The sequence below is a fragment of the Kitasatospora putterlickiae genome (genome assembly GCF_039527695.1).
Classification (GTDB): Bacteria; Actinomycetota; Actinomycetes; order Streptomycetales; family Streptomycetaceae; genus Kitasatospora; species Kitasatospora putterlickiae.
In genome coordinates this window covers 1,663-12,583 of record NZ_BAAAKJ010000220.1, presented here as the reverse complement: position 1 = coordinate 12,583, position 10,921 = coordinate 1,663, and the positions used below count along the sequence as shown (strand labels likewise).

Below are 10,921 nucleotides of genomic sequence, written 5' to 3'. Positions count from 1 at the left end.
ATCACGTCCCCGCCGCCGCCGAACAGCCCGCCGCGCCGGTCCGCCTCCAGCACCACCTCGACCTTGCCCTCGGTGGTCACGAAGCTGACCTCCAGCGAGTTGCAGGCGTGCGAGTACTGCGGCGCCGAGGAGAACTCGATCTCCTGGTAGAAGGGCAGCGTCTGCCCGGTGCCGCGGATGTGCCCCGCCTCCAGGTCCGCCGAGCGGAACCGGAAGCCCAGCTGGAGCAGGGTGTCCAGGATCCGGCGCTGCACCGGCAGCGGCTCGACCTCCAGCGGGTCGGAGTCCCCCTTGTCCAGCGCGCCCGCGATGTCGACCTCGGTGCGCACCCCGAGCTGCATGCCGTTCAGGTGCTGCCCGGCGATGGTGGTGACCGGCGACTCCCACGGCACCTGGACGGCGAACGGGATCGAGCGGTTCTCGCCCGGCGCCAGCTTCAGCGGCGCGGTCACCGAGAAGCGCGCGAACGGGTACAGGCCGGTGCTCTCGCCGTCCTCGTGCTCGATCTCCACCCGGGCGACCAGGGTCAGCGTGATCCCCCGGATGTCCGCCTCCACCGTCCCCCCGGTCAGCTCGACCGTGCCGGCCATCGTCCCGCCGGGCCGCACGACCGGCGTGCTCAGGACGGTGTCGACGCCGGGACCGCCGACGCCCAGGGCTCCGAGCAGCTTCTTGAACACCATGGACGCTCTCCTCGCATCAAGGGGTGTGGGCCGGGTTCCGTCCTACCGGATCGCCGGTCGTCCGGAGGAACGCCAGGCCGCCCCGGACGGTTCCCACGCCGTTCATTCCCAGTTGTAGGATGACCGGACAAGCAGTTGTAGGATGACCGATGACCGGGCCCCGCACGGGTCCGTGCCCAGCCGTACCCAGCCCGCACCCGGGGAGGAGAGCCCGCCATGAGCAGCGCGCACAGCGGCAACGACACGCTGCAGACCGCCGGGCGGCGCTCCCTCGTCGACACCGCGATCGAGCAGCTGCGGGAGCAGCTGAGCGCCGGCGTCTGGCCGGTCGGCTCGCGGATCCCCACCGAGCACGAGCTCGCCGAGCGCCTCGGCATCGGACGCAACACCGTGCGCGAGGCGATCCGGGTCCTGGTGCACGCGGGCATGCTGGTCTCCCGGCAGGGCGAGGGCACCTTCGTGCGCTCCACCAGCGACCCGGCCGCCGTGCTGCGCGGCGTGCAGCGCTCCGGGGTCCGGGACGTCCTGGAGGTCCGCGCCGCGCTGGAGACCGAGGCCGCCCGGCTGGCGGCGCTGCGGCACACCCCCGAGGACGTCCGGCGGATGCGGGCCGCGCTGGCCCGGGAGGCCGAGGTGTTCGCGGCGCACCCCGAGCGGGCCGGCCGCGAGGCGACCGTCGAGCACGACCTGGAGTTCCACACCGCCGTCGTCGAGGCCGCACACAACCCGGCGCTGGCCGAGGTGTACCGCTACTTCGGGGCCTCGGTGCGGGAGGCCATGCGGGCGGCGTTCGGGGACCACGAGATGCCCGAGGTGGTCATGGCGACCCACCAGGCCCTCGTCGACGCGATCGAGAGCGGCGACCCGGAGCGGGCCGAGCAGGCGTGTCGTGCGCTGCTCGCCGAGCCGACCGCCGCCGTCGAGCAGCTCATCGCCGCCATCGCCGCCCGGAAGTGAACGGGCCGAGGCCCCCGTTCCCCGCTCAGCCGGCGTCCTTCCGCACGCCTTGAACTCCACGAAAGCAGCACCACCCATGGCCGTCACCCGTGCCCAGCAGCCGGTCGTCACCACCACCGCCGGCCCCGCCGCGCTCCCCGTCCGCAGCCGGCTGGCCCACCCCGCGCTGCTGCTGACCGGCATCGTGCTGGTCGCCCTGAACATGCGCGCCTGCCTGGCGGCGGTGTCGCCGATGGTGGCCGAGATCCAGCAGACCTTCGGGCTCTCCGCCACCGCGAGCGGCCTGATCACCACCGTGCCGGTGCTCTTCCAGGGCGTCGGCGCCCCGCTCACCCCCCGGCTGACCCGGCGGTTCGGCACCGAGCGGGTGGTGCTGGGCGCGGTGCTGGTGCTCGGCGCGGGCGTGCTGCTGCGGGTGCTGCCGTCGGTGGCGGCGCTGTACGCCGGGTGCGTGGTGATCGGCGTCGCGATCGCCGTGCTGAACGTCTCGATGCCGGGCCTGGTCAAGCGCGAGTTCCCGGGCCGGGCCGCGGCGATGACCGGCGTCTACTCGACCACCATGCTGGTCGGCGCGACGATGGCGGCCGGTCTCTCGGTGCCGCTGGAGCACGCGCTCGGCGGCGGCTGGCAGGCCTCGCTCGGATCCTGGTCGGTGCTGGCGCTGGTCGCGACGGTGGCCTGGCTGCCGCAGGTGCTGCGGGCGCGGGCCGCCGGCGGCGCCGCCCCGGTCGCGTCGACCGCCTCCGCCGCCTCCGCGCGCCCGATCGAGGGCATCTGGCGCTCGCCGCTCGCCTGGCAGATCAGCCTGTTCATGGGTATCTCGTCGCTGCTGGTCTACACCCTGGTCGCCTGGATGCCGACCATCCTGGCCGACCACGGCATGGACCGTGGCGAGGCCGGACTGGTCTTCGCCTTCTCCAACCTGGTGCAGGTGACCGGCGCCTTCCTGGTGCCGCTGTTCGCCGGCCGGATGACCAGCCAGCGGGCGCTCGCCGTCTCGATGGCGGCGCTCAACGGCCTCGGCATCGCCGTGCTGCTGATCGCCCCGGTGACCGGCGCCTGGGTGTCGGCCACCATCCTGGGCGTCGCCCAGGGCGGCTCGCTGGGCCTGGGGCTCGCCTTCATCGTGCTGCGCACCGACAGCGTCGCCGGCGCCGCCCAGCTGGGCGGCATGTCGCAGGCGATCGGCTATCTGGTCGCGGCGGCCGGCCCGGTCGGCGCCGGGGCCCTGCACCAGCTGACCGGCGGCTGGACCACGCCGCTGGCGCTGATGCTGGTGCTGGCCGCCGTGGTCGCCGCCGCGGGCTGGGGCGCCGGACGCGACCGGACGCTCTGAGCGCCCCGCCCGCTGTTCGCCGTCGGCTGCTCGCTACTCGTCGGAGGTCAGGGTGAGCCCGGCCAGCCGCACCGAGGCCAGCGCGGTCGCCCCCGCGGCGGCCACCAGCAGCAGCGGCACGGCCGCGCCGAGCGAGACCACCGAGGTGATCGACCCCTCGGCGGCCACCGACTCGGCCACCGACAGCCCCCACTGCTGGACGCTCAGCTTCCGGGCGCCCTCGACGAAGTTGCCCATCAGCGCTTCCCACACCAGGGCGTACCCCAGCCCGATCACCACCGCGTGCCGGGTCACCACGCCGAGCAGCAGGAACAGCGCGCTGTACACGGTCCCGGCGACCAGGGCGGCGACCGTGTAGGCGAGCGCCAGCCCCTCCTTCGTCCCGTACAGCAGCAGCCCGGAGAGCAGCATCGGCACCGCCGAGAAGGCCCAGGTGATGCCGGTCGCGACTGCCAGCTTGGTGGTGATGATCTTCCAGCGCGGCAGCGGCTTGGCGAGCAGGTAGACGATCGAGCCGTCGTCGATCTCGGTGGCGATGGCGCCGGTGCCGACGACCAGGCCGAGGATCGGCAGCAGGGTGCCGAGGCCGAGCCTGCCGAGGACGTTCACGACGAGGTCGTGCTTGTCGCCGCCGGTCCCGGCGGCGAGCGCCGAGACGAGCAGCAGCAAGGCGGGGACCACCAGCAGCAGCAAGCCGCGGCGGCGGCCGAGCAGGCCGCGCAGCGTCAGCCTGGCGACGGTCGGGTTCATGGTGGGTCGGCCTTCCTGAGGTCCTGGTGGTGGGTGCGCGGAACGGGGGCCGCCGCTAGGCGGAGACGAGGTAGGAGAACACGCTCTCCAGCGACTCGTCCGCCGGTGTCACGGTGAACAGCCGGATGCCGGCCCGCCGGGCCACCTGCGGCAGCAGGGTGGTGAACCCCTGGAAGTTCACCGCCTGGATCCGCAGGGCCTGCTCCTGCCGGTCCAGCTCGATGCCGGCGGTCGACGGGTCGGCGATCAGCGCCGCCGCGAGCCGCCGGTCGTCGCTGGAGCGGACCAGGTAGCGGTGCGGGCGGTCGGTCATCAGCCGGCGGATCCTCCGGAAGTCCCCGGAGGCGGCGTGCCGGCCGGCCACCACGACCTCGATGTGCCGGGCCAGTTGCTCGACCTCCTCCAGGATGTGCGAGGAGAACAGCACCGTCCGGCCGTCCGAGCCGAACCGCCGCAGCAGGTCCATCAGCTGGAGCCGCTGGCGGGGGTCCATGCCGTTGAACGGCTCGTCGAGCAGCAGCACGGCCGGGTCGTGGACCAGCGCCGAGGCCATCTTGACCCGCTGCTTCATGCCCTTGGAGTAGGTGCCGGTCCGCCGTTCCTTGGCGTACTCCATCTCGACCAGGGCGAGCGCCTTGCTGGCGGCGGCGCCCGGCTGGGCCAGGCCGTGCAGTTCGGCGTTGGCGAGGACGAACTCCCAACCGGTCAGGTAGTCGTACATCGACTCCCGCTCCGGGACCAGGCCGATCCGCCGGTACGCCTCCTGGTTGCGCCAGATCGGCGCGCCGTCCAGGATGACCGCCCCGGTGGACGGCGCCAGGAAGCCGCTCATCATGTGGATGAGGGTCGACTTCCCGGCCCCGTTCGGCCCCAGCAGGCCGGTGATGCCGGGGCTGATCGCCATGCTGACGTCGTTGACGGCGACCACGTTCCCGAACCAGCGGGAGACCTTGTCGATGGTGATGGTGGCCATGACGCCCTCTCAGACTTTGCGGTAGCGGCGCAGCAGCAGCCGGTACGAGCCGGCCACCATCGCGACGGCGACGGCGATGAACACCAGCAGGCCGAGCCCGCCGGGCGCGTGCAACCGCTCGGGGTCGGAACCGAGGTCGAACAGCTCGTTGACCAGGCTCTCCACCAGCCCCTCGGGCGACAGCAGCGCCGCCCACTGGGTGGATCGCGGAAGCTCCTCGCCGAAGTCGAGGCGGTCCAGGCTCGACCCGACGACGATCCCGAGCGTCGAGGCGCTGATCGCGAGGTAGCCCATGATCCCGGCCACGCCGAAGCCGCGCTGCGGAGTGGCGGCGGCGATCACCGTGGCGACCGAGGTCGGCACCAGCGCGTACAGCGCCGCGGCCACCAGGCCGTACAGGAAGTGCTCGGTCTGGTCGCCGAACTTCAGCCCGACCAGCAGCGATCCGACGTAGAGCACCAGCAGCGGCGCGAGCATCAGCAGGAACTGGGCGCAGGCCATCGCCCCGAACTTGGCCCGGACGTAGTCGGCACGGGTGATCGGGCGGGAGAAGTACAGCGACACGGTGTGGTGGCGCAGGTCCCGGGAGAACAGCACCGGCGCCTGCGAGGCGAGGAAGATCGAGATCACCAGCGAGATGTTCCGGAGGTACTCCGCGTAGTCGACGGGGAGATCGCCGGACCCGGTCATCACGGAGACCGCCACGATGACCAGGGCGGGCACGGTGGCCACGCCCAGCACGATCATCGGCAGCACCTTGGACTTGCCGGACCGCCCCAGGCCGTACGCGGCGCGCAGGCTCTGGGTGAACAGCGAGCGCGCGGCGTACGCCCGGCCGAGCCGGGGGCCGGCGTAGCCGCGGTAGCCGATGTCGTGGATGACGCCGGTGTCGGCCGGCCGGGACTCAGGAGGCAGCGACATCTGCGGTACCCCCTTCGTGCTGCGTCGTCTCCGTGTCCTGCGTGAACAGTTCGGCGACCCGGTGCCGCCGCTCCTCCAACCGGACCAGCCCGAGTCCGAGGTCCGCGACCGCGTCCCGGATCACGTCGTACGTGTCGTCACCCGCCAGCCGGACCAGCAGGATCCGCGTGCCCTCGGCCTCCACCGAGAGCCCCTCCGCCGCCAGCCGGGCGCGCACCGCCTCCGGACGGTCCGTCACCTCGACCGCCAGGGTGGCCGTCGTCCCGGTGAACGACGCGGTGGACGAGGAGCGCAGCAGCCTGCCGCCGTCGATGACCACCAGGTGGTCGCAGGTGCGCTCCAGCTCGCCCAGCAGGTGGGTGGTGACCAGCACCGAGATGCCGAAGTCGGTGTACACCCGGCGGATCAGCGCGAGCATGTCGTCCCGGCCGACCGGGTCGAGACCGTTGGTGGGCTCGTCCAGCAGCACCAGCTTCGGGTCGTGCACCAGCGCCTGCGCCAGCTTCACCCGCTGCTTCATGCCGGTCGAGTAGCCGCCCATCGGACGGTAGCGCTCCTCGTACAGCCCGACGTGCCGCAGCGTGTCCGCCGTCCGCTCACGCGCCGCGGCGGCCGGCAGCCCGGCCATCCGCGCCATGTGCACCACGAACTCGGTGGCCGAGACGTCCGGCGGCAGACAGTCGTGCTCCGGCATGTAGCCGACCTGCTCACGGATCTCCGACCCCTGGGTGGCGACGTCCAGCCCGAGCACCCGCCCGGTCCCGGAGGTCGCCGGGGCCAGCCCCAGCAGAATCTTGATGAGTGTGGACTTGCCCGCCCCGTTCGCCCCCACCAGACCGACCACCCCGGGCTCGACCTCAACGGTCAGCCGATCGAGCGCGGTCACCCGGGGGAACCTCTTGGTGAGGCCGTCCGTCTTGATGACAGTGGACACGCGCCTCAACGTAGTGCCCGCACCCGCACCCGGTCATGGGCTGCGATGACGACCCCTCCTGCTGCTCCGGTATGACACCACCCCACCCGTCCCCTAGGGGACCGGACCGGGTGCCGCGGCTTGTGGGGGGCCGCGGGACCCGGCGGGGGGTGGGGTCAGCGCAGTTGGGCGAGGCCTTCGGTGGCGATGCGCTCGAAGACGGCGAGGTCGTTGGCGAAGATGGAGTCGGGGACCGGCCAGTGGATCACCAGTTCGGTGATGCCCAGGTCGCGGTAGGTGCCGGCCCAGTCGACGAAGGCGTCGAGGGAGGCCAGCGGTCGCTCCGCCGTCGAGCCCTGGAGCAGCATCTTCTGGAGGGTCGCGACGTCGCGGCCCTTCTCCTCGCAGGCGGCCGTGAGCTTCTCGATCTGCTGGGCGATCACCCGGGGCGCCTGCTCGGCCGGGACGTCGGCCGGGGCCTTCGGGTCGCCGTAGGTCACCCAGCCCTGGCCGTACTCGGCCGCCAGGCGCAGGCCGCGCGGGCCGGCGGCGGCGACGTAGAAGGGCACCCGGGGGGTCTGGACGCAGCCCGGGACGTTCCGCGCCTCGACGGCCGAGTAGTAGCTGCCCTCGCGGGTGGTGGCGTCGTTGCGCAGCAGCTCGTCCAGCAGCGGCAGGAACTCGCCGAAGCGGTCCGCCCGCTCCTTCGGCGACCACGCCTCCTGGCCCAGCGCGGTCGCGTCGAACCCGGTCCCGCCGGCACCGATGCCGACCGTCAGCCGCCCGCCCGACACGTCGTCGAGGGTGATCAGGTCCTTCGCCAGCGTCACCGGGTGCCGGAAGTTCGGCGAGGTCACCAGCGTGCCCAGCCTCAGCCGCTCGGTGGCCGTCGCCGCCGCCGTCAGCGTCGGCACCGCCCCGAACCACGGCTCGTCGCGGAACGACCGCCACGACAGGTGGTCGTAGGTGTAGGCGCCGTGGAAGCCGAGGTCCTCGGCCCGCCGCCAGATCTTCTGCCCCTCGCCCCACCGGTGGATGGGGAGGATAACGGTACTCAAGCGCATGCAGTGACGATACGCGCCAAGTCGGCGGAACCCAGGCCTGCTCGCGAGGCGCTGCGGGCGGGTCGGCTAGCGTGGCGCCATGGGCACGCTGAGCAGGCGGGAACTGGCCGCGCTGGTCGAGGAAGCGACGGTCGACACCTACGACGAGCACGAGCGGGTATCGGCTCTGTTCACCGCCGTCGAGGAGAACCTGGCAGTGCCGTTCAGCACCTCGGTGCTGGGCGTCGAGGTCACCGTGCGCGGCATCGACCTCTCGCCGGACGGGAGGATCGTCGCCCTGTGCGCCCGCGGTGCGTTCCGGCAGACGATCGGGCTGCTGGACCTTCCGTTGCCGGCACCGGCGCCGGACGGCGCGGAGTGGGTCGAGGCGTACCGCTACTACGCGGCGCAGTGAGCGTCGGAACCTTCACCGTTGGGAGGGCCCGTATGGCTGTCGTGGTACCGAACGAGGGCGAGGCGTTGGTGCGAGGCCTGATCGAGCGAAGCTCCGAACTGAAGGGCGAACTCGTCGCCTTCGCCCAGAGCCCGCGCTTCGACCGGTGGCTGACCCCGCTGCTGCTGGAAGCCGCCGGCCCCGACAGGGAGTTGGAGGACGGTGAGGCGATCCGGATCATCGACCACTTCATCCTGCGGTACCGCCTGCCGGACGGTTCGACCGTGGTGGACCGGTTCGTCGCCGGACGACGGGACTTGACCGAAGCCGATCGGGCGATGCTGCTCGGCTGGCGTGACCCGGTCGAGGGCGTCTTCGAGGTCCGGCGCAAGGACGGGGACGCCGTCGTCCTGCTGAACCTGGTCGACGACCTGGAGTACCGCACCTGCTCGAACGTCGGGCGAGCGGCCTTCCGCGGAGTGTCGAAGGGAGACTTCCTCCTCGCCTGCCTGGTGCCCGTCCACTCGGCCGACGGGGTGTGGCTGATCTCCGGGGCGATGTCGTCCTACCCGAAGTCCAGCGCCACCGAGATCGCCCGGGCCGCACTCCAGCTGGCCACCAGCCACCCCGAGCTGGTCTTCCGCAACCCCGAGAAGATCGAGCAGGGCTGGCAGTCGATGCGGGAGGACCGGGCCGCGTTCGTCGAATTCTGCGGCAGCGACGAACTGGTCCTTCCCCCCGCCGAAGCCGAGGACCGGCTCAACGCCTACTACCGGCACCGGCAGGAGGCCGCCACCGCCGAACACCCTGACAGGCCCCGGGGCAGGCGGCTGCCGGGCCTCGATTTCCCGGCCTTCGAACTGCCCCGGGAACTTGCGGGCTCGGAGACGGTCGGCGTCCTCTACGACGACGTCGACGGACTCAACTTCTACGCCGACTACGGAATGCTGCGGGACCTCTTCGCCAATCCGGCCCTCGTGAGCCGCAAGCAGTATCAGGACGTGCTGCGCGCATACCTGCGCGAGGAGTCGATCGCGCCACTGCCGATCCGCCGCCTGGCCGCCGCCCACCCGGATACCGTCGACGCGGTGTTCCGCAAGCTGCTGCGCAAGCCCGGATTCACCTGGAGCGAGCACGGCGAGGAACTGCTGCGCCGACGCAAGCCCTGGTACTACGCGCAGGAGCCCCGCCCTGGCGTCTCCGTGATCGGCGCACGGCTCGGCGAACTCGCCGCCGGCGGCCGACGGCCGAAACTCACCAGAGCGCGGCGCGCACCCCACAGGACCGGTCACCCGTGACCCCGGACGGCTGCGGGCGGTGCCCAGCGGGACGCCGACGCTGCTACTCCGCTCATTTACGCGGCGTGGAAGCCGAGGTCCTCGGCCCGCCGCCAGATCTTCTGCCCCTCGCCCCACTGGTGGATGGGGAGGATAACGGTACTCAAGCGCATGCAGTGACGATACGCGCGAACGCGGTGCCCGGCGGCGCGGCGCAGCGGCTGATCAGCGGGGCCGGGCGTCAGGGGTGCGGGCGCTGGGCGGGGAGGCGGAGGGGGTGGGTCGGGGTGGTGCGGCGGGCCAGGTCGGCGAGGGTTTCGAAGAGGATGTCGCCGATCAGCACGGGCTCGCGGGAGGGCGGTGGGGCCTCCTCCTCGGGGAGGGGCGCGGGCTCGGTCTCGATCTCGTCTGGGACCTGGCGAGTTCGCATGGCTCTTCCTGCCGACGGGGTGGCCGAGGGGGTTCTGCCCGGTCGGCGGCGGTGGGACACCCCGGAGACGGACGGATCGGCCGGAACCAGCGCAACGGGGGCCGAAACGCGTCGCGGTGATCGCGGCGGGGGGCCGGGACCCGGGGTTGGGGGAGAGCGTCGGCGGTGGGCGAAGATGGAGCGGTGACCACACCGCGCACCGCTCCCCCGACCCGGCTGATCGCCACCGATCTGGACGGCACCCTGCTCTGCTCCGGCGGTACCGTCAGCGAGCGCACCGCCGCCGCCCTGGCCGCCGCCGAGGCGGCCGGGATCCAGGTGGTGTTCGTGACCGGCCGCCCGCCGCGCTGGATGCAGCAGGTGAGCGCGCACATCGGCGGCCACGGGGTGGCGATCTGCTCGAACGGCGGCGCCGTGGTGGACGTGCGGCGCGGCGCGCTGCTGGAGTCGTTCCCGCTGTCGGCGGAGGACGCGCTCGCGGTGGTGGGACGGCTGCGGGCCAGGCTGCCCGGCACCGCGTTCGCCTTCGAGTACCCGGCCGGGTTCGCCCGCGAGCCCGGCTACGAGGTGCGGATGTGGGGGCAGGACGAGAACCACCCGATCGGGCCGGCCGAGGAGCTGCTCGGCCCGGGCGGCCCGGTGCGCGGGCTGTTCAAGCTGCTCGCCAAGCACCCGGACCTGGACCCGGACAAGCTGCTCGGTCAGGCCCGGGAGGCCGCCGGGGAGCTCGCCGAGATCACCCGCTCGGCGCCGATACCGCTGCTGGAGATCAGCGCGCCCGGCGTCACCAAGGCCAGCACGCTGGCGCGCTGGTGCGCCGGGCGCGGGATCGACCGGAGCGAGGTGGTGGCCTTCGGCGACATGCCGAACGACCTGGAGATGCTGGCCTGGGCGGGCACCGCGTACGCGGTCGCGAACGCCCATCCGCAGGTGCTGGCGGCGGTGCCGCTGCACACGGTGAGCAACGAGCAGGACGGCGTCGCCGCGGTGCTGGAGGAGATCCTCCGGCACCGCGGCGAGTGATCGGCCCCGGGCGGGGCGGTCAGCCGAAGCGGCCGTTGACGTAGTCGGAGGTCCGCTGGTCGCGCGGGTTGTGGAAGACCTGCTCGGTCGGCCCGGCCTCGACGATCCGGCCGGGGGTGTCGTGGGTGGCCAGGAAGAACGCGCAGCTCTGCGACACGCGCTGGGCCTGCTGCATGTTGTGGGTCACGATCACGATGGTGAGCCGGCCGCGCAGCTCGGCG

At 72.6% G+C, this 10,921-nt stretch carries 12 protein-coding genes and 2 pseudogenes; 5 read left to right on the top strand and 9 right to left on the bottom strand.

What is annotated here, in order from left to right; all coding sequences use genetic code 11:
- The coding region (locus tag ABD308_RS22070; protein WP_344337849.1) for a sporulation protein at positions 1–683 on the bottom strand (683 nt) is incomplete at its 3' end.
- A gap of 216 nt (positions 684–899) precedes the next feature.
- Between ABD308_RS22070 and ABD308_RS22065 the strand changes: the two genes are divergently transcribed.
- Complete coding sequence (locus ABD308_RS22065) at positions 900–1,640, top strand: FadR/GntR family transcriptional regulator (RefSeq protein ID WP_344337848.1); 741 nt, start codon at positions 900–902, stop codon at positions 1,638–1,640.
- Positions 1,641–1,716: 76 nt separating this feature from the next.
- On the top strand, positions 1,717–2,976 hold the full coding sequence (locus tag ABD308_RS22060) for a CynX/NimT family MFS transporter (RefSeq protein ID WP_344337846.1): 1,260 nt from the start codon (positions 1,717–1,719) through the stop codon (positions 2,974–2,976).
- 33 nt (positions 2,977–3,009) lie between these two features.
- Here ABD308_RS22060 and ABD308_RS22055 read toward each other — a convergent pair whose 3' ends face one another.
- The 5 genes from ABD308_RS22055 to ABD308_RS22035 form a co-directional block, all read right to left on the bottom strand.
- Positions 3,010–3,726, bottom strand: coding sequence for an ABC transporter permease (locus ABD308_RS22055; RefSeq protein ID WP_344337844.1), 717 nt, complete (start codon positions 3,724–3,726; stop codon positions 3,010–3,012).
- Between the two features lie 55 nt (positions 3,727–3,781).
- A complete protein-coding gene (locus ABD308_RS22050; protein WP_344337843.1) occupies positions 3,782–4,699 on the bottom strand; it encodes an ABC transporter ATP-binding protein in 918 nt (305 codons plus the stop codon).
- A gap of 9 nt (positions 4,700–4,708) precedes the next feature.
- Positions 4,709–5,620: an ABC transporter permease subunit gene (locus ABD308_RS22045; RefSeq protein WP_344337842.1), complete on the bottom strand. Its 912-nt coding sequence runs from the start codon at positions 5,618–5,620 to the stop codon at positions 4,709–4,711.
- Positions 5,604–6,554: an ABC transporter ATP-binding protein gene (locus ABD308_RS22040; protein WP_344337840.1), complete on the bottom strand. Its 951-nt coding sequence runs from the start codon at positions 6,552–6,554 to the stop codon at positions 5,604–5,606. Before ABD308_RS22040 ends, ABD308_RS22045 begins: the two co-directional genes overlap by 17 nt.
- A 155-nt stretch (positions 6,555–6,709) precedes the next feature.
- Complete coding sequence (locus ABD308_RS22035; protein WP_344337839.1) at positions 6,710–7,597, bottom strand: LLM class flavin-dependent oxidoreductase; 888 nt, start codon at positions 7,595–7,597, stop codon at positions 6,710–6,712.
- A gap of 79 nt (positions 7,598–7,676) precedes the next feature.
- Between ABD308_RS22035 and ABD308_RS22030 the strand changes: the two genes are divergently transcribed.
- Entirely contained in the window at positions 7,677–7,991 is a 315-nt protein-coding gene (locus ABD308_RS22030; protein WP_344337837.1) for a hypothetical protein, read from the top strand.
- Between the two features lie 32 nt (positions 7,992–8,023).
- Complete coding sequence (locus ABD308_RS22025; protein ID WP_344337835.1) at positions 8,024–9,268, top strand: hypothetical protein; 1,245 nt, start codon at positions 8,024–8,026, stop codon at positions 9,266–9,268.
- A 59-nt stretch (positions 9,269–9,327) separates the two neighbouring features.
- Here ABD308_RS22025 and ABD308_RS22020 read toward each other — a convergent pair.
- Both ABD308_RS22020 and ABD308_RS22015 read right to left on the bottom strand, forming a co-directional pair.
- Positions 9,328–9,420 (bottom strand): annotated as a pseudogene (locus ABD308_RS22020) (LLM class flavin-dependent oxidoreductase); the annotation flags it as partial.
- Between the two features lie 68 nt (positions 9,421–9,488).
- Positions 9,489–9,677 carry a hypothetical protein gene (locus ABD308_RS22015; RefSeq protein ID WP_344337833.1) on the bottom strand — a complete coding sequence of 63 codons (189 nt, stop codon included), beginning with the start codon at positions 9,675–9,677 and terminating at the stop codon, positions 9,489–9,491.
- 183 nt (positions 9,678–9,860) lie between these two features.
- Between ABD308_RS22015 and ABD308_RS22010 the strand changes: the two genes are divergently transcribed.
- Entirely contained in the window at positions 9,861–10,700 is an 840-nt protein-coding gene (locus ABD308_RS22010) for an HAD family hydrolase (RefSeq protein WP_344337831.1), read from the top strand.
- A 19-nt stretch (positions 10,701–10,719) separates the two neighbouring features.
- Here ABD308_RS22010 and ABD308_RS22005 read toward each other — a convergent pair.
- A pseudogene (locus tag ABD308_RS22005) lies at positions 10,720–10,921 on the bottom strand (phosphate ABC transporter ATP-binding protein); the annotation flags it as partial.